We start from the raw sequence: 19,339 nt of genomic DNA, 5'->3' as shown, positions 1-19,339 counted from the left end.
CATGACGGAGCGCAAGCCACCCGGTGTCCCGTTCGAGTCGTGGGTCGACCACCAGATCCGCGACGCCACGGAACGCGGCGCCTTCGACGATCTGCCCGGCGCGGGCAAGCCGCTGCCCTCGCTGGACGAGCCGTACGACGAGCTGTGGTGGGTCCGGCGGAAGATGGCCCGCGAGGGCCTGTCCCAGCTGCCGCCCGCACTCGTGCTGCGCAAGGAGGCGGAGGACGCCCTGGCGAAGGCGCGGCGCGCCCCCTCGGAACGCCTGGTCCGGGCCATCCTGGACGGCGTCAACGACAAGATCCGCGCGGCGCTGCGCATGCCGCCGCCCGGTCCGCCGCTGGGGCTGAGGCCGTTCGACGTCGAGCAGGTCGTGGCCGAGTGGCGGGAGCAGCACTGACCCGGGGGTGCCTCGGGCCCCCGGGGGCCGGTAGCCGAAGGCGCCGGACGGGTCGCCGAGCGGCCCCGGGAGGGCGGCCCGGACCCCTTCGACGAGGTGGGGCGGCGGCCTCCCGGCGGGGTCGCCGACGACGGGCAGCCGTCCCGGCCGGGGATCGGGCACGGCGAAGCCGGTGCCTGGAGGATGGCCTCGATGACGCCGCCGGGCCGGGCGGTGCGGGCCCCGTCGCCCGCGAGGCCGTCGTGCGGGGCGGACTCCAGGCTGAAGGTGCCCGTTTGCAGCGGGCGTGCCCCGCCGGTAGCGCCGGTCACCGTGAACGTGAAGACCCTGCCCCGGAACAACTCGAGGACGACGCCCTCCCAGCCGTGACCCAGCGGTGTCTCCTCCCCCTCCGGGACAGGTCCTCGGAGGGGGAGGGAGTGCGGGCATCGCCCGTCCGCTCACCGTGCCGCGGGAGCCGCCGGTTCCGTGGATCCCGGCAGCTCCGGCGGGAGGCCGAACGCCGGGAACAGTGCCGGGCCGAAGGTCGTGATCTCGGCGATCAGCCCGTTCTCCACCCGCAGGACGTCGAACTTGAAGGCCCGGAAGCGGGTGTCGCCCGGCCGTCGCAGGTAACTGGCGGCGGTCGGCATGCGGTTGGCGCTCGTCGGGAGCAGCCGCCACTCGCCGTCCCGGTTCTCGCCCAGCGCGCGCTCCAGCAGTGGCGTGATGGCGTCCAGCCCCTCGAAGACCATCGGCATCGGCGGCATCGTGATCCGCAGGTCCTGCGCGGAGATCGCCACGGCGGCCGCGGCGTCGCAGCGTTCGTGCGCGTCGATGAAGCGCTCCAGGAGGGCCTTCTCCTCGGCGCCGGGGTCGCCCGCCGGCCACTCGGCACGGCGTGCGGGCAGGTGCTGCCGCATCGTCGCCCGGGCCCGCTGCAGGGCGCTGTTGGCGGCGGCGACCGTCGTCCCCAGCAGGGCGGAGGTCTCCTCCGCCGGGAGCCCCAGGACGTCGCGGGCGAGGAACGCGGCCCGCTGCCGCGGCGGCAGCACCTGCAGCGCGGCCAGGAACGCCAGCTCGATCGTCTCCCGTTCCACGACGACCGCGTCCGGGTCGTCGCCGCCTCCGGCCACCAACTCGTCCAGCAGACCGTCCGGGTACGGCTGGAGCCAGGGCACGTCCGCGAAGGACTGCGCGGCGGCCGGGCGGCGGGCGCCCCGCCGCAGCGTGTCGAGGCAGACGTTGGTCGCGATGCGGTAGAGCCAGGCGCGGAACAGCAGGTGGCCGCCGAATCCCTCGCGTCCGCGCCAGGCCCGCAGGTAGGTCTCCTGCACCGCGTCCTCCGCCTCGTCGAACGAGCCGAGCATCCGGTAGCAGTGGACGTGCAGTTCGCGGCGGTGGCGCTCGCTCAGCGCCGCGAAGGCCCCCTCGTCCGTCATCCCGCGGCCCCGTCCTTCTCCCCCTGCTCCCCGTGCCCGCGCCGCACTTCCTGCAGCACCCAGGTGTTGCCGTCGGGGTCCGCGAAGTCGGCGAAGGAGTTGTACGGGGTGCGGCCCGGGTCGGCGCCGTCCACCCAGCCGCCCGCCGTCATGTGCCGGACGCCGCCCAGGGGGACACCGCGCGCGGTCAACTCCTTGTGCACGGCCTCGATGTCGCCGACGACCAGGTGCAGTCCGCGCACCGAGCCGGGCGCCGCGTCCGTGATGCCCTTGCCCACCGCGATCGAGCACGCGGAGCCGGGCGGGTCGAGCTGCACGACCCGGAAGTCGTCGCCGGCGCGGTGGTCGACGTGCACGGAGAAGCCGAGCTTCTCGCTGTAGAAGGCCTTGGCCCGGTCGAAGTCCGCGACCGGCAGGAGCACGAGTTCGAGCTTGAGATCCATGGGGCTGTCTCCATCCGTGGGTGGTGGGGATCGTGTCACCTGAGCACGAGACCGGCGGTCACATTCGTCATCGTGCCCGTCATGCCCGCCGCCCGGTCCGAGGCGAGGAAGGCCGCCACCTCCGCGACGTCGGCGAGCCGCGGCGTGCGGCGCAGCACCGACGCCCCGGCGATCGCCGCCAGCGCGGCCCGCGGGTCGGGGGCGTTCTCCCCGGCGACGGCGGCGAGCCCCTCGCGGGTCAGCGTCTCGGCGACCCCGGCCGTCCAGATGCCGCAGACCCGTACGCCGGACGGCCCGGTCTCGGCGGCCAGGTACCGCATGAACGCCTCGGTCGCCGCGTCGGCCGGTCCGGTGCTGCCCATGCCGGGCATCGCCCCCGCGCCGGACGCGCTGTTGAGGTGCAGGATCACCCCGGACCCCTGGGCGATCATCCGCCGGGCGGCGGCGCGGGCGGTGACGAACGAGGACCGCAGCCCGGTGTCGACGGCGCGCAGCAGGTCGTCCGCCGTCATCTCGACCAGCGGGACACCCTGCACGTCGCCGCGCGAGACGAGGTTGAACGAGACGTGGACTCCCCCGTGGCGCTCGGCCACGTCCTGGACGTGCGTCTCGACGGCCTTCTCGTCCAGCGCGTCGAGCACGGCGGTCTCGGCGCGGCCGCCCGCCGCGGTGATCTCCTCGGCCACCGCGTCGAGCCTCCCCCGTGTCCGTCCCGCCAGGCACACCAGCGCCCCTTCACGCGCGAGGACGCGGGCCACGCCGCCGCCGATACCGCCCCCGCCGCCGTAGACGATCGCCGTGCGGCCGTCCAGTGTCCCGGTCATCCCGGTCTCCTTCGGAACACGCGACCGCCCGTGCGGCGACCGCTCACGAACGTGAAACGACGGCCGCCGCGGAAACTCATCGGTGCACCGGTTGCGGGGCGCGGCGGGCTGAAAAATAGTCGGAGGGTGACAGACCGGCCGCGCGGCAGGATTCGGGACGGGTTCCGCGCCGCGCGCGCGGATCTGCCGCGCCGGGCCCGGGAGCTGCGCACCGGCGCCGAGCGGAGGTTCCCGGTCATCACCCGGCTGGCCGCCCGGCTGCTGACCGTGCACGTGCTCGACGCCGGGACCCGGCTGGCGGCGCAGGCCTTCCTCACCGCGGTGCCGCTGGTCTTCGTCGTCGCGTCCCTCGCGCCGGTCGACCTGCGCCGGGAGATCTTCGAGTCGCTGGAGGACCTGCTGGGGCTCAGCGGCGCGTCGCAGGTGCAGCTGGGTCAGCTGGCCGAGGCCGAGGCGGGCAATCTGCGCGAGACGGTCGGCGCGGTCGGCAGTCTCATGGTGCTGCTGTCCGCGACCGCGTGCAGCCGGTCGATGCAGCGGGTGTGCGAACGGGCCTGGCGGATGCCGAAGTCCGCCGCGCGGATCGCGGCCTGGCGGTGGTTCGTCTGGGTGGCGACGATGCTGGTCGTCGTCTTCCTCCTGGGCCCGCTGCGGGACGCCTTCGGCGTCGGCGCCTGGCTGGGCGTCCCGCTCTCGCTGGCCTGCGGCATCGCCGTGTGGTGGTGGACGCAGCACCTGCTGCTCGGCGGCCGCGTCGGCTGGCGGCCGCTGTTCCCCGGCGCCGTCCTCACCGCCGTGGTCCTCGAGATCGCGTACCTCACCGCCCCCCTCTACGTGCCCCTCGCCCTCAACCGCAGCCTGGAGGCCTACGGTTCGCTCGGCTCGGTCTTCACCCTCCTGTCCTGCCTGATCGCCGCCTGCGTGGCCGTCTCCCTCTGCATCACCCTCGGCGCCGTCCTCTCCACCGACCAGCCGTCCGCCGGTCCCGCCGATCCCGGCTGACGCCCGGCGGGAGACTCAGTGGCGGAGGGCGGTGTCGAGCGTGGCCTCGACGGTGCCGCTGAGGTCGCGGTGGCTGCGGGCGGTGGCCCGGCCGGTGCCGTGGGCGGGGACGTCGGGGACGGTGACGACGACCGCGTCGAGGAGGTTGCCGCCGGAGTCGCGGAAGGAGACCTGGACGGTGTAGTCGGCGGGCTTCGCGCCGTTGTTGGTGGCGGTGACGGGGACGGTCGCTTTGCCCTGGGACGTGGCGACGGTGCCGAGACGCACGTCCGCCTTGGCGTTGACGCCGCCCTTGATGCGGGCCAGTTCCGACGCCGCCGCGGCGGTCGCCGATGCCAGGGCCTCGCCGCCGCGGGCGGCCAGCGAGGACGCGGCGGAGGCGGCCCGGGACCCGTCGACGGAAGGGGTCCCGGCCCCGTCCGAGCAGCCGCTCAGGGCACCCGCCATGACGGCCAGTACGGCCGCTGCGTACGTCGCGCTCGCCGCGCGCCACCGGTTCACCGTTGTCATCGCCGTCCTCCGTACCGCTTCTGACGCCTCATATGGCACATCACGCACAATACGGATTAAATGACCCTGTCGCGTGGTCAGGGAGAGGCGGCGGTGACATGGCGGGCACGGGCCCCGAGGGCGGCGACCTCGCCGAGCTGCGCGCCCGGCTGGCCGCGCTGGAGGCACGTGAGGCACGCGAGGCACAGGTCAGGGACGCCGGGCCGGCGACCGGCGGGCGCCGTCACCACCACCCCGTCAGGGCCTTCTTCTCCGCGCTGCTGATCGTCCTCGCGTGCGTCCTCGTACCGCTCAGCGCGCTGGCCGTCTGGGTGAACTCCCAGATCGGCGACACCGACCGCTACGTCGCCACCGTGGCGCCGCTCGCCTCCGACCGCGACGTCCAGGACGCCGCCGCCGAGCGCATCACCGGCGCCGTCATGCAGCACGTCGACCTCAAGTCCCTGCTGGACGAGGTCGCCCCCGCCGACCGCCCCCGGCTGGACACCCTCCTGAACCGGCTGTCCGGCCCCCTGACCAGCGGCCTGCAGAGCCTGGTGCACACCACGGCCGAACGGGTGGTGCGCAGCGAGGCCTTCCGGACGGTGTGGGTGGAGGCCAACCGCCGCATCCACGCCACCGTCGACAAGGCGCTCACCGGCGAGGGCGGCGGCGCGGTGCGGCTGACCAACGACACCGTCGCCATCGATCTGGCCCCCGTCATCGACCAGGTCAAACAGCGGCTGGTCGACGCGGGCCTCACCGTCGCCGGGAAGATCCCGCAGATCCACACCGACTTCACCGTGGTCCGCTCCGAGAAGGTCGGGAAGATCAGGACCGGTTTCCGGCTGCTCCAACTCGTCGGCTTCTGGCTGCCGATCCTCGCGGTCGTGCTGGCGGCGGTGGGTGTGCTGCTCGCCGTGCGCCGCCGCCGGTCCCTGGTCGCGGCGGCGCTCGGTTTCGCCGGGGCCGCTCTCGTACTCGGCCTGGCCCTGACCGTGTTCCGGACGATCTATCTGGACGCGCTGCCCGCGAGCGTGTCCCAGCCCGCGGCCGCGACCGTCTACGACACCCTGATCCGCTTCCTGCGCGCCACGGTCCGCGCGGTGATCGTGCTCGGCCTCGTCGTGGCGCTCGGGGCGTGGCTCAGCGGCCCGGGGCGGTACGCCGTCCGGGTGCGCGGGGTGTGGGAGTCCGTGCTCGGCGCGGCCGGGGACGCCGCGGGGGGGGCGGGGATGCGGACCGGACCCGTCGGCCCGTGGCTGGACCGGCACAAGGTCCTGGTCGCCTGGATCGTGGTCGCGGCGGCGGGCCTCGTGCTGGCCTTCTGGTCGTACCCGACGGGCTGGGTGGTCGTCGGGCTGGCACTGGCCGTCGTCCTCGTCCTCGCGGCCGTGGAGTTCCTGGCCCGGCCGGTGCGGACATGACGTTCGGACTGGCGCGCCGTCAGGTACGGCCCAAGGTCCCGCTGCTGCACGGCGAGGGCGACAAGTCGCGGCTGACCAGTCTCCAGGGACTGGCGGCGCTGTCGCTGGACGCGCTCAGCTCGGTGGCGTACGGCCCGGAGTCCATCGTCGTCGTCCTCGTCGCGGCCGGGACGGCGGCGCTGTCCGCGACGCTGCCGGTCATGCTGGTCATCGCCGCGCTGCTGGTCGTGCTGGTGATCTCCTACGGGCAGGTCATCGCCGTCCACCCGGACGGCGGCGGGTCCTACGCGGTGGCCAAGAAGGACCTCGGCGTGCCGGTGAGCCTGCTGGCGGCGGCCAGCCTGGTCGTGGACTACGTGCTCACCGTCGCCGTCAGCCTGGCGGCCGGCGCGGCGAGCCTCGCCTCCGCCTTCCCGTCCCTGACGCCGTATCTGCTGGAGATCTGCCTCGGCGGCCTCGGCCTGATCACCCTGGTGAACCTGCGGGGCGTCGCGGACAGCGCGCGGGTGCTGATGCTGCCCGCGGGGCTGTTCGTCCTCAGCATCGGCGCGGTCGTGGTCGTCGGCCTGCTGCGCTCCCATCCGGTGGCGGTCGTCGGCACCGCGCAGCCTGTGCCCGCCACCGAGGCGCTCAGCCTGCTGCTGCTCCTGAAGGCCTTCTCCTCCGGCTGCTCCGCGCTCACCGGCGTGGAGGCCATCGCCAACGCGGTACCGGCCTTCCGGCCGCCCAAGGTCCGGCGCGCCCAGCGGACCGAGCTGATGCTCGGCGCGCTGCTGGCGCTGATGCTGATCGGCCTGGGCTTCCTGATCCGGCGCGACGAGGTGGCGCCGCGCGGCGGGGTGACGATCCTGGCGCAGCTCACCGCCGGTTCCTTCGGCGACGGCTGGCCGTACTACGCGTCGAACCTGATCGTGACGTTCGTCCTGGGCCTGGCCGCGAACACCAGCTTCGGCGGGCTGCCCGTGCTGATGAGCCTGCTGGCCCGCGACGACCGGCTGCCGCACGTCTTCGGGCTGCGCGCCGAACGGCCGGTCTACCGCTACGGGGTGGTGGCCCTCGGGCTGGTGGCGGCGCTGCTGCTGATCGTCGTGGACGCCAACACCCAGCGGCTCATCCCGCTGTACGCGATCGGGGTGTTCATCGGCTTCACCGTCAGCCAGACCGGCCTGGTGCGGCACTGGGCCGGGGCAAGGCCGCGCGGATGGCTGCCCAGGGCGCTGCTCAACGGCCTCGGCGCGGTGCTGACCGCGCTCGCCGGAGTGATCCTGCTGACCAGCAAGTTCCTGGAGGGCGCCTGGGTGGTCGTCATCGCGGTGCCGCTGCTGATGCTGCTGTTCGCCCGGATCGAGCGCTATTACGCACGGGTCCGCGAGGAGCTCCGGCCCGGGGTCGTCCCCGATCCACCGCGGCGCACGAACAGCCTGGTCATCGTGCCCCTCGGCGAGGTGAGCCGGCTGGCCCAGCACGCCCTGACCGCGGCCATGGCGCTCGGCGACGAGGTGGTGGTCGTCGCCGTCCACTGCGACCCGGAGAAGACCCACCGTCTGACGGAGACCTGGGAGCGCTGGCACCCCGGGGTACGCCTGGACGTCATCGAGAGCCCGCACCGCTCACTGGTGCAGCCGATCCTCTCCTACGTCAAACGCGCCGCCGCCGGCGGGCGGCAGATCGCCGTGCTCATCCCGGAGGTCGAACCCCGGCACCGCCGCTACCGCATCCTGCAGAACCAGCGCGGCATCCTGCTCGCCACCATCCTGCGGGCCCGCACCGACGTGGTGGTCTGCCTGGTGCCGTACCGGCTCGACATCTGACGGCGGCGGGCCGACCGCGGCCAGGAGCGCGCCTTCGGCGCGGCGCCGCCGCTGCTGCGGACCGCGCCGGTGGACGCGTCGGGGGCCGCGCAGGCGGATCCGGTGACCTCGTCGCAGGCCACCGTCCGCAACGCGGGCGTCTTCGCCGGTCGCCGACCGGCGGACGCGACGGCACGCCCTCCTGGCGCGACGACCTGTCGGGGACGCCCGACGCCGCACCGGGCCCGCGGGCGGGCGCCGCGTTCCCGCCGGGGCGGTGCGCCTACCATCACCGCCGTGAGAACCGATGCGCACACCGGCGGCCGCGTGCTGGTCGCCGACGACGACGCCGCCATACGCAGGTCACTGGAGCGGGGCCTGCGGCTGGGCGGCTTCTCGGTGGCCCTGGCCGACGGCGGGCACGCCGCGCTCGGCGCCGTCCGCGAGGGCGCGCCGGACGTGGTCGTCCTCGACATCTCCATGCCGGACCTCAGCGGGATCGAGGTCTGCCGGACCCTTCGGGCGGAGCGCAACGACGTTCCGGTGCTGATGCTCTCCGCCCTCGACGAGCTGGCCGACCGGGTCGCCGGGCTCCAGGCGGGCGGCGACGACTACCTCGTCAAGCCCTTCGCCCTCGAGGAGCTGGTGCTGCGGCTGCACGCCCTGCTGCGCCGCCGCCCGCCCGCGCCCTCCGACCTGGTGCGGGCGGGCGGCCTGCTCGTCGACCCGGCGACGCGGCAGGCGCGCCTGGACGGGGAGCCGCTGGCGCTCACCCGGCGGGAGTTCGAGCTGCTGGAGGTCCTGGCCCGCAACGCGGGATTGGTGATGACCCGCGACCAGCTGCTGGACCGGGTCTGGGGCTACGACTTCGACGTGCGCACCGACGCCGTCGACACCTTCGTCAGCTACCTGCGGCGCAAGCTGGAGGCCGGCGGCCGCCCCCGGGTCCTCCACACGGTGCGGGGCGTCGGTTTCGTCCTGCGCGACGATCGCGAAGGCCGCGAAGGCGGCGGGTCATGAGGCTGTCGACGCGGGTCGCGCTCGCCGTGGTGGCCGTGGTGCCGCTGCTCGTCCTGGCCTCCGGCGCGCTGCTGATCCGGCTGGTCGCGGCGGACCTGCACGCCCAGCAGGACGCGCACCTGCGGGAGCGGGCCGCGGCGGTCGCCCCGGACGCCAAGGCGCTGCTGCGGGTCACCGCGGCCGACCGCCCGGCGGCGGAACAGGCCCGCAACAAGAGGCTGTTCGCCTCGGCCCTCGACGTGGGCATCCGGCTCGTCGGCCCGGACGGCACCGTCGAGGGCGGTCCGCTGCCCGCCGCGTCGGTGGCGCTGCCCGCCACCGCGCCCCGCCCCGTCACGGTCGGCGCCGGCGGCGTCCGCTGGCGCGTGCTGTCGCAGCCGGTCGCCGGCTCGCGCAAGGGGGCCAAGGGCACGCTGTGGATCTTCTCGCCGGACGCGGCGACCGAAGCGCAGCTGCGGCGGGTGCGCCTGCGCGTGCTGACCGTGGCCCTGCTCGCCGCGCCCCTGTCCGGGCTGCTGGCCTGGGCCGCGGCCGGCCGGGCCGTACGACCGCTGCGCCGCCTCCAGCAGCGCGCGGGCGGCCTGGACCCGCGGATCAGCGCGGTCCGCCTGGAGCACACCCCGACCCGGCTCGCCGAGGTCGACGACCTGGCGCGCACCTTGCAGACGGTGCTGTCCCGCTACGACGAGCAGGCCGCCCGGACCGGCGAAGCCCTCGCCACCGCCCGCTCGTTCGCGGCCACCGCCTCCCACGAGCTGCGCAACCCGCTGATGAGCATCGGCACCAATCTCGACATCCTGACCCGGTACCCCGATCTGCCCGCAGGCGACCGCGCCGAGGTACTGGACGACCTGCGCGCCGAACACGCCCGGGTGCTCGGCCTGCTGGTGATGCTGCGCGCCCTGGCCCAGGGCGACCTGGTCGAGGAGGACACCTTCGTCCCGGTCGACGCGGGCGAACTCGTGGACGCCGCGGTCGCCGACCTGCGCCGCCGTCACCCCGACGCCCGGGTGACCGTCAGCACCGCGCCGGGGCTGCTCGTGCACGGCTGGGAGCAGGGGCTGCGCTCCATGACCGACAACCTGCTGACCAACGCGCTCGTCCACGGCCGCCCCGCGAGCGGACCGCCCGCTGTCGAGGTCGTCCTGCGGCGCAGCGGCGACGGGCGGACGCCGGCCGTCGTCCTCACCGTCGACGACCACGGTCCCGGCGTCGCGCCCGAGGCCCGCGCCGCGGTCTTCGAACGCTTCCACCACCGCCCCGGCAGCCCCGGCTCGGGGCTCGGACTCACCCTGGTCGCCCAGCAGATCGCCCTGCACCGCGGCACCGTCGTGATCGGGGACCGCCCGGGCGGCGGGCAGGGGGCGCGCTTCGAGATACGGCTGCCGCTGAGCGGCGTGCGCGGTGGCGAGCCGACGCTGCCGCTGCTGCGCCGCGACTGGCTGTCGGCGCAACGGCGGCAGGAGCCACAGGGTTTCCACAAAGACGCTCCCTAACGTCCGGCGCGAGGGGCGTGCTCCGCGTCCCTCGCGACCCGAAGGAGGACGTCATGCGACGCCGTACCACCGCCGTGGCCCTGGCCACCGTCGTCACCGTACTGGGACTCGCCGCCCCCGCGGGCGCCGCCACCGCCGCGCCGGGCCCGAAGGGCGACGGCGCCAAGGCCCTGTGCAAGCGCGCCGACCGGATCGACACCCGTATCGACCGTGCGCTGAAGCGCCTCGACGGACCCGTGACGCAGCGCGGTTCGATCAAGCGGCTGCAGCAGCGGGTGGACAACGCCAAGGCGGCCGGCCACACGGAGATCGAGACCTACCTCAACGACCGGCTGACCTTCCGCACCTCCCTGGTGCCGACGCTGCAGCAGCGGAAGACGGACCTCGGCAAGGTCCAGGACTGGTGCGCCGACCACAACGACGGCGCCGCCTCGTGACCGGCCGCCCCGTGACCCGCCGGCGCGCCGCCGTCCTGGCGGTCGCCGCCGCGGCCTGCGCCGCCCTGCTGACCGCCTGCGGGCCGTCCGACAGCGCCGCGCCCGCCCCGTCCGGCGGCCCCGCCTCCGTCGCCCCGGTCCCCTCCGACCTCACCCGGATCGTGAACGACGCCGAGAGCGCCGCCTCCCAGGCGGACTCCGACGCGGCCCGCGGGGACGGCTGATCAGACCGGGTCGAACAGGGCGCTCACCGATGCGCCGTCGTGGATCCGGCGCACGGCCTCGGCCAGCGCGGGCGCCACGGACAGCACCGTCAGTTTGTCCGTGCGCTGCGCCTCCGGGACGGGCACGGTGTCGGTGCACACGATCTCCAGCACCTCCGGCCGCTCCGACAGGCGCTTGAGGGCACCCGCGGCGAACAGGCCGTGCGTGCAGGCGACGCGGACCGTGCGGGCGCCCAGTTCCCGCAGCCGCTCCAGCAGTTCCAGGACGGTGCTGCCCTTGGCGATCTCGTCGTCCAGGACGATCACGTCCCGCCCGGCGACCTCGCCGATCACGGAACTGATGCTGACCCGGTCGTCGGCGAACCGCTGCTTGGCCCCCGCCGCGACCGGCACCCCCAGCATCCGGGCGAAGGCGGCGGCCTCCTTGGCGTTGCCCAGGTCAGGGGAGACGACCGTGGCGCGGGACAGGTCGTGGCCGCGGAAGTGCGCCGCCAGTTCGCGCAGCGCGTGCAGGTGGTCGACCGGGACGCTGAAGAAGCCGTGCACCTGCGGGGAGTGCAGCGTCATGGTGAGCACGCGGCTCGCGCCGGCCGCGACCAGCAGGTCGGCGACCAGACGCCCCCCGATGGAGATGCGGGGGGCGTCCTTCTTGTCGGAGCGCGCGTACGCGTAGTGCGGCATCACGACGGTGATCCGGCCCGCCGACGCGCCCCGCGCCGCGTCGCACATCAGCAGCAGCTCCACCAGGTGCTCCTGCACGGGCGCCACCAGCGGCTGGATCAGAAAGACGTCCCGCTCCCGGCAGTTGGCCTGCAACTGCACTTCCAGACAGTCGTTGGCGAACCGGCTGACCCGCGCCGGGCTGAGTTTCACCCCCAGGTGGGCGCAGAGCTCGGCCGCGAGGTGGGGATGGGCACTGCCGCTGAAAACCGCGATGTCGCGCACGCTGCGCATCCTACGGGCGGCCCTTCCCCGGCCGGCGCCGGAGCAGCCGCGGCCATCGACGCGCCGGACGGCTCGGCGCCGCCACCGGAGCGGGGCCGTCACGACGCACGGGGGCCGGAGGCGGGGGGCGGTCGATGCCGACGTGGAAGGCCAGAGTCCGGCGCGTGGTGTCGTCGAGGGCGACTGCCGCGACTGCTTGCTGGATCCGTCGCCGTTGGGTGTCCGGCAGGTTCGCCCATGTGGTGGCCGATTTGGTGACGAGCCAGTTGCGGATGCCCACCAGGCCAAGGGCCGCCAGCCGGGGATCGTCGTCGTCCGCGGCCCGGAGGTCGGCTTCGACGCGGTCCCAACTGCCGCGGCCGCGGTCGACCCGCCACGCGGCGCGCCTGCTCCAGGGCTGGGCGGACACCCAGGCGGCGTCCGTTGCCGCCCGGGGCGCGCCCAGTCGTACGAGGGTCGTCGCCGCGGTGGTGCCCACGCGGGGACTGGGGTCGAGCAGCATCGGCTCGAGGAGGGCAAGGGCCTCGCCCCGTGCCGCGAACGTGCCGACTCCGGTCACCGCGGCCGCACGGACTCGGGCGCTTGGGTGGCCCAGGCACGCGGTGAACACCGGGAGGTCCGCGCTGCCGCCCACCTCGACAAGTCCGTGGAGGCACCCGGCCAGAGCGTGGACCGGTGGGGCGGGCGTGCGGAGCCGGTCGCGGTACCGGTCCGCCGCGTCGATGCCCCGGCGGCGTGCGCGCCACTGCGCCTGCTCGCGTACGGCGGGCGACCGGTCGGCCAGTGCCCGTACGAGGTCGTCGTCGGCGAGGGCCTCGTCGGGGACGCGGGTGAGCGCCACGAGGCGCGCCACGACACTCTTCGCGGTCAGGAGTGGCCGCAGCCCCGCGGGCTGCGTGACCTCCACGAGCCATTCGGCGCAGGTGGCACGGATCCATTGGTCCTGGTCCCGGTGTACGGCGGTCAGCAGCTGCTCCGCGGTGAGCAGCCCGCGTTCGTGGCCGAAGGCGAACGCCCATCGCCGCACGCCGGGCCGATCGCTGCGCAGGAGGGACGACACCAGCTCCGAGGCCGGGTGCCGGTCGAGGAGAGTGTCGCGCACCCGGTCGACGGCAGCCGGCGCACGGCGGCGCTCGCGGCCGGCCAGCAGGACGTCGAGCACGGCGTCCGCGTGGTGCGCGTCGAGCCGGGGAAGGAGTGCGCGCCATGCCTCCTCGCGCACCTGGGGGACGTGGTCGAGCAACCGCACGGCGAGGGCGGAGACGGCCACCCGCCCCTCGTGCCCGGCGAGCATCCGGGTCGCCCGCTGCCGCAGGTGCCCGTCGCCGTGCCAGCTGGTGACCACGTCCGTGGGCCATCCGGCCGCCGGGTTCAGGGGAAAGCGAGCGGTGGCGTGGCCGGCGGGGCGGGCGGCCTCGTCCAGCAGGAGCCACGACCTGCCGTCGAGTTGTTCGAGCCGCCGTACCGCGACCGCCCGGGCGTCGGGGTCGTCGCCGGTCGCGGCCGGAATCAGCTCCGCCGCGAGGTCACGCGCCTGCGCCCATGTCATCACCGGCACAGCATCGCGGGAGGGGGGTGCCGTCGTCACCCGGATTCCGTGGACCACGGCGGCGGAGGACAGTTCGGTCCATGCGCCGGGGTGGGCGTGTTCCTCGCGGGTCATGGGCAGTTCGGCGTCCGCGACGCCCCGGCCCGGGGGTCACCTGGGGTTTCGCGTAGGCTGCGGCTGCTGTGCCCGCCCGAATCCGCCGACTTGCGAGGTGCCCCGTGATGGACGACGCGTCCGCTCGCGTGGCCGTCGTCGGGGTCGGGGCCGATGGCTGGGAGGGGCTGCCCGCCGCGTCGCGGGCGGTGCTCGTCGCGGCCGAGGTCGTGATCGGCGGCCCGCGTCAACTCGGGCTGCTGCCACCGGAGGTCGTGGGTGAGCGGGTCGCGTGGCCGTCGCCGCTGCGGCCGGCCGTGCCGGGGCTGATGGCCGCGCACCCGGGGCGCCGGATCGCGGTGCTGGCCAGTGGCGACCCGATGTTCCACGGGATCGGGCGCACGCTCACCGAGGTGCTGGGGGCCGGCCGGCTCGACGTGCTGCCGCATCCGTCGTCGGTGGCGTACGCGTGCGCCCGGCTGGGCTGGGCGGCGGAGGACACCGAGGTCGTGAGCCTGGTCGGCCGCCCGCTCGCGGCGCTGTCGGCGGCCCTCCACGACGGGCGGCGGGTGCTGGCGCTCAGCGCGGGGGCCGGGACACCCGCCGAGGTCGCCGCCCTGCTGCGGGAACGCGGCTTCGCCGGCAGCCGCATGCGGGTGCTGGAGCAGTTGGGCTCGGACCGCGAACGCGTCCTGGAGGGCACCGCCGCCGCGTGGCCGCACGCCCCCGGCGATCCGCTGAACATCGTCGCCGTCGAGTGCGCCGCCGACCCGGGCAGGCGGCGGCTCGGCCTCGTACCCGGCCTGCCGGACGACGCGTACGAGCACGACGGTCAGTTGACGAAGCGTCATATACGGGCGGCCACCCTCGCTGCGCTCGCGCCCGCGCCCGGCGAGCTGCTGTGGGACGTCGGCGGCGGCTCGGGCTCGGTCGCCGTCGAGTGGATGCGGGCCCACCGCTCCTGCCGGGCGGTCACGGTGGAGCGCGACGCGGTCCGCGCGGAGCGCATCACCCGCAACGCCGCCGCGCTCGGCGTGCCCGCGCTGCGCGTGGTGACCGGCCGCGCACCGGAGGCGCTGGCGGGACTGCCGGTGCCGGACGCCGTTTTCGTCGGCGGGGGACTCACCGCCCCCGGTCTGCTGGAGGCCTGCTGGGCGGCCCTGCGGCCGGGCGGCAGGCTGGTCGCCAACACCGTCACGCTGGAGTCCGAGGCCCTGCTCGCGCGGTGGTACACCCGGCACGGCGGCGACCTCGTCCGCCTCGCCGTCGCCCACGCCGTGCCGGTCGGCGGCTTCACGGGCTGGCGGCAGGCCATGCCCGTCACCCAGTGGTCAGCCGTCAAACCGGCAGGGGAGCAGCAGTCATGACCGTCCACTTCATCGGTGCCGGGCCAGGCGCCGCCGACCTCATCACCCTGCGCGGGCTGCGCGTGCTGGCCCGCAGCAAGGTCTGCCTGTATGCGGGCAGCCTCGTGCCCGCCGAACTGCTCGCCGACTGCCCGCCGGACGCCCGGCTGGTGGACACCGCGCAGCTCACCCTCGACCAGATCACCGAGGAGTTCGTCCGCGCCCACGAGCAGGGCCACGACGTGGCCCGCCTGCACTCCGGCGACCCCTCGGTCTTCAGCGCCGTCGCCGAGCAGATGCGCCGCCTGGACGCGGCCGGCATCCCCTACGAAGTCGTCCCCGGTGTGCCCGCGTTCGCGGCGGCGGCCGCCGCGCTCAAGCGGGAGCTGACGGTGCCGACCGTCGGCCAGACGGTGATCCTCACGCGGATCGCCCAGCAGGCCACGCCCATGCCGGAGGGCGAGGACCTGGCGACGCTCGGCCGCAGCGGCGCGCTGATCGTGCTGCACCTGGCTGCCCGCCACGTCGACCGGGTGGTGGCCGAACTCACCCCGAACTACGGCGCCGACTGCCCGGCGGCGGTCGTGGCGATGGCCTCGCGCCCCGACGAGCTGGTGCTGCGCGGGACGCTGGGCGACATCGCGGAGCGGGTGAAGGAGGCCGGGGTCGTCCGTACCGCGGTGATCATCGTCGGGCGCACCCTGGGCGCGCAGCAGTTCCGCGACAGCCACCTGTACTCGGCGGAGCGCGTCCACCGGCACGCGACGGACTGCGACGCCCCCTCCTGAGGGTCATGTTCCCTGCCGCGACGGGTTGTCGGCAGCAGGCGGGTGAGGCGGCCGGGCTGCCTCGGTGCGCCACGCCGTAGGCCCTCCGGGCCGGCCACGCGAACCGGCCAAAGGCCGTCACGGCCCCCTGTGTTCCATCATGTGACGTGGATCACGGGAACCCGGGGTGCCCGAAGCGACAGTCAGCAGAGGTGAGCACTGACATGCGTACCCGGATACGGGCCGGGGATCCGAGCGCGTTCGCCGAGTTGTACGACAGCTACGCGCGCGCGGTGTACAACCACGCCTTCCGCCTCACCGCCGACTGGTCGGCGGCCGAGGACGTGATGGCCGAGACCTTCATGGAGGTCTGGCGGTTGCGTGACCGGGTGGACGGCGAGGGCGGCTCCCTGCGGCCGTGGCTGCTGGGGGTGGCGACGAACGTCGCGCGCGGTCACTACCGGAGCAACCGGCGCTACCGGGCCGCCGCGAACGCCGCCGCCGAGGTCGAGATGACCCTGCCCGACCACGCGGACGAGGTGGCGGGCCGGCTCGACGACCGGAGTCGTCTCGCCGCCGCCATGCGCGCGCTGGCCGCGCTGCGCAGACCCGAACGCGAGGTGCTGACCCTCTGCCTGTGGGAGGGGCTGGAGTACACGGCCGCGGCCGAGGCGCTCGGCATCCCCGTCGGCACGGTCCGCTCCCGGCTCTCCCGGGCCCGTACCAAGCTGCGCAAACTCACCGAGGCGGAGCTCGCCGCCCCGCCCGCCCGGGACGCGCGCGGGCCGGCGGAAAAACTCGTCCGGGGAAATCGGGAACCCGGCCGGCCGGATCGACAGACAAGAGGGGACCGTATCAACGCGATCCGGCCCGTATCGGAGGGAAACCGATGAAAGCGAATCAGTCCCGGCAGAGTCCGGTGGAGTGGGAGGAGAGCGCCTCGCTCCTCCCGCAGGCTGGGCGCGATCTTCCGGCGGGCCGTCACCAGTTCCACAAGGAGCGTCTGATGGCCCACATCCAGCAGGACAGCCGGCGCGGCGAGCACATGGCGACCGCCGGCTCCGACCGGCCGAAGAACCGCGGCTTCCGCATGCCGCGCCTGGCGATCGCCCTGCCGGTGGCCGCCCTCGCCGTGGCCGGTGCCGTCGTCGCGGGCACCGCGCTGAGCGGTGGCGCGGGCGCGCAGCTCGCGGACGTGGCCACCGGGCCGGCGCTGACCACGCAGGTCAGCCCCGCGAGTGCCAAGGGCCTGAACCAGCTGATCGACCAGATCTCGCTGGCGGCGTCGGCGGAGCCGCGTCCGGTGATGAAGCCGGGCCAGTACGTCTACATCGAGTCCCAGTCGGCCGACACCTTCGTGCAGTCGACCGACGACAAGAGCAGCCTGGCCAGCCACGCGCTGCACAAGCGCCAGATCTGGCACTCCGCCGACGGCACGAAGGGCTGGCTGATCGACCCCGCTGTCAACGAGAGCCCCGAGGGCGAGACGCTGAGCCTGCCCGACGAGCAGGGGCACCCGTTCAAGGCGTCCCTGAACGGACCGTCGTACGACTTCCTGACGACGCTGCCCACCGACCCCGACGAGCTGCTGAAGATGATCTACAAGGAGGAGAGGGGGCACGGCAACTCCCCCGACCAGCAGGCGTTCACCACGATCGGCGACCTGCTCGGCGAGAGCTACCCGCCCGCGGAGCTGTACTCGGCGCTGTTCAGGACGGCGGCGAAGATCCCCGGCGTCGTCGTGGTGGACGACGCCCAGGACGCGATCGGCCGCACGGGCGTCGCGGTGGCCCGGCTGGACGAGACCAGCGGCGAGCGGCAGGAGTGGATCTTCGACAAGAAGACCCATGTCTTCCTCGGCGAGCGCACCGTGCAGGTCGAGGAGGTCTCCGAGTACGGCGTGGCGATGAAGCCCGGCACGGTGCTCTACACCGACGCCATCACCGACCGCGCGATCGTCGACGGCATGAAGCAGACCCCTGGGCAGAAGGCCTGACGTTCCGCGTCCGTCGGCGGCCCGCACGCCGCCGACCCCGCCCCCGTGGCCGCCGTCTCATGACGGCGGCCACGCGGCGTTTCCCAGGGATGCCCGGGAGGAGTCACCCGCCGGTGCCGGCGGTGTGGCGGTGGACGTTGGCCGTGAGCCGCCGCAGGAGGTCCTGGGCGGTGGCGATCTCCTCGGCGGCCAGCCCGATGGCGTCGCCGATCGCGGGCGGGACGCTCGCGATGTGCCGGTGGAGGGCGGTGCCCTCCGGGGTGAGGGCTACCTCGACGACGCGTTCGTCGTCGGTGCGGCGCTGCCGTTTGAGCAGCTGGTTCGTCTCGAGGCGCTTGATCAGCGGGGTGACGGTCCCGTAGTCGAGTTGGAGGGCGGCGACCAGGTCCTTCACGGTCATGGTGCCCTGCTCGCCGAGGGCGACCAGGACCAGGTACTGGGGATAGGTCAGGCCCAGCGGTTCGAGCAGCGGCCGGTACGCGCCGGTGACGGCGCGCGAGGCCGCGTACAGCGAGAAGCACAGGAGGTCGTCCAGCAGCGGCGCGGGCTCGCCGTGGCCGCCCGGCTCGGGCGTGCGGCTGTCGTCACTCACGGTGGGACCCCTCTCCTCGGTCGTCTGCTCTCGGAGCCATTGTCGCACTCTTGATGGGATGCGAGTGTCTGGCCCACCAATAACTTGTGCACGAGAGAAAAGCTCGCTAGGTTTCTCGATGTCGCCCCGGACGGGAACGCCCGGGACGGCGGCCGACCGGGTTCCACCCCCTTGTGAAGGAGAGCCACCATGAAGCTCACGACCGTCTTCCGCCCCACCCGCACGTCCGTCACCGTGCTGGGCGCCGTCGCCGCCGTGGCTGCCGCGTCCCTGACGGTCACCGCTCCGGCCAACGCCTCGGCCGGACACCACGCGGCGAAGAAGAAGCCCACGGTGGTCCTGGTGCACGGCGCGTTCGCGGACTCGTCCAGCTGGAACGGTGTGATCGAGCGCCTGCGGCACGACGGCTATCCCGTGGTGGCCCCGGCCGACCCGCTGCGCGGCCTGGCGAGCGACGCCGACTACCTCAACAGCTTCCTCAAGAGCGTCAAGGGCCCGATCGTGCTGGCCGGCCACTCCTACGGCGGCGCCGTCATCACCCAGGCCGCGGCCGGCAACCCGGACGTCAAGGCGCTGGTCTACATAGCCGCCTTCGCCCCCGACAAGGGCGAGAGCGCGCTCGAACTGTCGAACAAGTACCCCGGCAGCACCCTCGGCCCGACCCTGAACTCCGTGCCCTTCCCGCTTCCCGGCGGCGCCACCGGCACCGATCTGTACATCAAGGCCGACAAGTTCCACGACCAGTTCGCCGCCGACGTGCCCACCCCGGTCACCGACCTGATGGCCGCCACACAGCGCCCCGTCGCCTCGTCCGCACTGGAGGAGAAGGCCACCGAGGCCGCCTGGAAGACCATCCCCTCCTGGAACCTCGTGACGACCCAGGACCGCAACATCCCGGCCGCCGCCCAGCGGTTCATGGCCGAGCGCGCCCACTCCCGCACCACGCAGGTGAAGGCCTCCCACGCCGTCTCGGTCTCCCGCCCGGACGCCGTCACCCGCGTCATCGAGCAGGCCGCCCGCACCACCGTCCGCTGACCCGCCGCCACCGCCCGGCACGCCCCCCGCGCATCCGAAGGAGCAA

At 74.4% G+C, this 19,339-nt stretch carries 20 protein-coding genes; 13 read left to right on the top strand and 7 right to left on the bottom strand.

Translation table 11 applies throughout. From position 1 onward, the window contains the following. Position 1: 1 nt before the first annotated feature. Positions 2–397 carry a DUF1992 domain-containing protein gene (locus ACFYXS_RS19555; protein WP_389249657.1) on the top strand — a complete coding sequence of 132 codons (396 nt, stop codon included), beginning with the start codon at positions 2–4 and terminating at the stop codon, positions 395–397. Positions 398–837: 440 nt separating this feature from the next. Here the strand turns inward: ACFYXS_RS19555 and ACFYXS_RS19550 are convergent, their stop codons facing one another. The 3 genes from ACFYXS_RS19550 to ACFYXS_RS19540 are packed head-to-tail and all read right to left on the bottom strand — an operon-like array spanning position 838 to position 3,085. Beyond that, positions 838–1,818, bottom strand: a complete 981-nt coding sequence (locus ACFYXS_RS19550; protein ID WP_389249655.1) for an RNA polymerase subunit sigma-70 — start codon at positions 1,816–1,818, stop codon at positions 838–840. After that, positions 1,815–2,261, bottom strand: a complete 447-nt coding sequence (locus ACFYXS_RS19545; RefSeq protein ID WP_389249653.1) for a glyoxalase superfamily protein — start codon at positions 2,259–2,261, stop codon at positions 1,815–1,817. The genes ACFYXS_RS19550 and ACFYXS_RS19545 overlap by 4 nt, the downstream gene beginning before the upstream one ends. A 35-nt stretch (positions 2,262–2,296) precedes the next feature. Next, positions 2,297–3,085 (bottom strand): SDR family NAD(P)-dependent oxidoreductase, encoded by a 789-nt coding sequence (locus ACFYXS_RS19540; protein WP_389249651.1) that lies wholly within the window; start codon positions 3,083–3,085, stop codon positions 2,297–2,299. A 126-nt stretch (positions 3,086–3,211) separates the two neighbouring features. Here ACFYXS_RS19540 and ACFYXS_RS19535 point away from each other — a divergent pair, with 126 nt between their 5' ends. Beyond that, positions 3,212–4,087 carry a YhjD/YihY/BrkB family envelope integrity protein gene (locus tag ACFYXS_RS19535; protein WP_389249649.1) on the top strand — a complete coding sequence of 292 codons (876 nt, stop codon included), beginning with the start codon at positions 3,212–3,214 and terminating at the stop codon, positions 4,085–4,087. Between the two features lie 15 nt (positions 4,088–4,102). On the opposite strand, the gene ACFYXS_RS19530 is transcribed toward ACFYXS_RS19535, so the two are convergent. Beyond that, complete coding sequence (locus tag ACFYXS_RS19530) at positions 4,103–4,597, bottom strand: hypothetical protein (protein ID WP_389249647.1); 495 nt, start codon at positions 4,595–4,597, stop codon at positions 4,103–4,105. A 98-nt stretch (positions 4,598–4,695) separates the two neighbouring features. Between ACFYXS_RS19530 and ACFYXS_RS19525 the strand changes: the two genes are divergently transcribed. From ACFYXS_RS19525 to ACFYXS_RS19500, 6 genes are all read left to right on the top strand, one after another. Next, positions 4,696–6,003, top strand: coding sequence for a hypothetical protein (locus ACFYXS_RS19525; RefSeq protein ID WP_389249645.1), 1,308 nt, complete (start codon positions 4,696–4,698; stop codon positions 6,001–6,003). Beyond that, on the top strand, positions 6,000–7,814 hold the full coding sequence (locus tag ACFYXS_RS19520; protein ID WP_389249643.1) for an APC family permease: 1,815 nt from the start codon (positions 6,000–6,002) through the stop codon (positions 7,812–7,814). The genes ACFYXS_RS19525 and ACFYXS_RS19520 overlap by 4 nt, the downstream gene beginning before the upstream one ends. A 276-nt stretch (positions 7,815–8,090) precedes the next feature. Then, entirely contained in the window at positions 8,091–8,813 is a 723-nt protein-coding gene (locus ACFYXS_RS19515) for a response regulator transcription factor (protein ID WP_389249641.1), read from the top strand. Beyond that, positions 8,810–10,309: a sensor histidine kinase gene (locus ACFYXS_RS19510; protein WP_389249639.1), complete on the top strand. Its 1,500-nt coding sequence runs from the start codon at positions 8,810–8,812 to the stop codon at positions 10,307–10,309. Before ACFYXS_RS19515 ends, ACFYXS_RS19510 begins: the two co-directional genes overlap by 4 nt. Before the next feature lie 53 nt (positions 10,310–10,362). Then, the gene (locus tag ACFYXS_RS19505) at positions 10,363–10,746 is read left to right on the top strand and encodes a hypothetical protein (RefSeq protein WP_389249637.1); all 384 of its coding nucleotides are present in this window, start codon (positions 10,363–10,365) and stop codon (positions 10,744–10,746) included. Continuing rightward, positions 10,743–10,970, top strand: a complete 228-nt coding sequence (locus tag ACFYXS_RS19500) for a hypothetical protein (protein WP_389249634.1) — start codon at positions 10,743–10,745, stop codon at positions 10,968–10,970. Before ACFYXS_RS19505 ends, ACFYXS_RS19500 begins: the two co-directional genes overlap by 4 nt. Here the strand turns inward: ACFYXS_RS19500 and ACFYXS_RS19495 are convergent, their stop codons facing one another. Together ACFYXS_RS19495 and ACFYXS_RS19490 are read right to left on the bottom strand one after the other, a co-directional pair. Beyond that, on the bottom strand, positions 10,971–11,915 hold the full coding sequence (locus ACFYXS_RS19495) for a ribose-phosphate diphosphokinase (RefSeq protein ID WP_389249631.1): 945 nt from the start codon (positions 11,913–11,915) through the stop codon (positions 10,971–10,973). A gap of 10 nt (positions 11,916–11,925) precedes the next feature. Further along, positions 11,926–13,578 carry a HEAT repeat domain-containing protein gene (locus ACFYXS_RS19490; RefSeq protein WP_389249629.1) on the bottom strand — a complete coding sequence of 551 codons (1,653 nt, stop codon included), beginning with the start codon at positions 13,576–13,578 and terminating at the stop codon, positions 11,926–11,928. A gap of 107 nt (positions 13,579–13,685) precedes the next feature. On the opposite strand from ACFYXS_RS19490, the gene cbiE reads away from it, so the two are divergent. The 4 genes from cbiE to ACFYXS_RS19470 all read left to right on the top strand — a co-directional run bounded on the left by cbiE (position 13,686) and on the right by ACFYXS_RS19470 (position 17,666). Continuing rightward, positions 13,686–14,924 (top strand): precorrin-6y C5,15-methyltransferase (decarboxylating) subunit CbiE, encoded by a 1,239-nt coding sequence (gene cbiE, locus ACFYXS_RS19485; protein ID WP_389249627.1) that lies wholly within the window; start codon positions 13,686–13,688, stop codon positions 14,922–14,924. Continuing rightward, positions 14,921–15,691, top strand: a complete 771-nt coding sequence (cobM, locus tag ACFYXS_RS19480; protein ID WP_389249625.1) for a precorrin-4 C(11)-methyltransferase — start codon at positions 14,921–14,923, stop codon at positions 15,689–15,691. The genes cbiE and cobM overlap by 4 nt, the downstream gene beginning before the upstream one ends. Positions 15,692–15,894: 203 nt before the next feature. Further along, on the top strand, positions 15,895–16,563 hold the full coding sequence (locus ACFYXS_RS19475; RefSeq protein ID WP_389249623.1) for an RNA polymerase sigma factor: 669 nt from the start codon (positions 15,895–15,897) through the stop codon (positions 16,561–16,563). Continuing rightward, positions 16,560–17,666: a CU044_5270 family protein gene (locus ACFYXS_RS19470; RefSeq protein ID WP_389249621.1), complete on the top strand. Its 1,107-nt coding sequence runs from the start codon at positions 16,560–16,562 to the stop codon at positions 17,664–17,666. Before ACFYXS_RS19475 ends, ACFYXS_RS19470 begins: the two co-directional genes overlap by 4 nt. A gap of 103 nt (positions 17,667–17,769) precedes the next feature. On the opposite strand, the gene ACFYXS_RS19465 is transcribed toward ACFYXS_RS19470, so the two are convergent. Then, complete coding sequence (locus ACFYXS_RS19465) at positions 17,770–18,258, bottom strand: MarR family winged helix-turn-helix transcriptional regulator (protein WP_389249619.1); 489 nt, start codon at positions 18,256–18,258, stop codon at positions 17,770–17,772. A gap of 189 nt (positions 18,259–18,447) precedes the next feature. Between ACFYXS_RS19465 and ACFYXS_RS19460 the strand changes: the two genes are divergently transcribed. Continuing rightward, positions 18,448–19,293 carry an alpha/beta fold hydrolase gene (locus ACFYXS_RS19460; protein WP_389249617.1) on the top strand — a complete coding sequence of 282 codons (846 nt, stop codon included), beginning with the start codon at positions 18,448–18,450 and terminating at the stop codon, positions 19,291–19,293. The last annotated feature ends 46 nt before the right edge of the window (positions 19,294–19,339 follow it).

Source organism: Streptomyces sp. NPDC002574, assembly GCF_042889545.1.
Taxonomy (GTDB): domain Bacteria; phylum Actinomycetota; class Actinomycetes; order Streptomycetales; family Streptomycetaceae; genus Actinacidiphila.
Note: the sequence above shows the minus strand (reverse complement) of the source record. Positions and strands in the feature narration are given on the sequence as shown.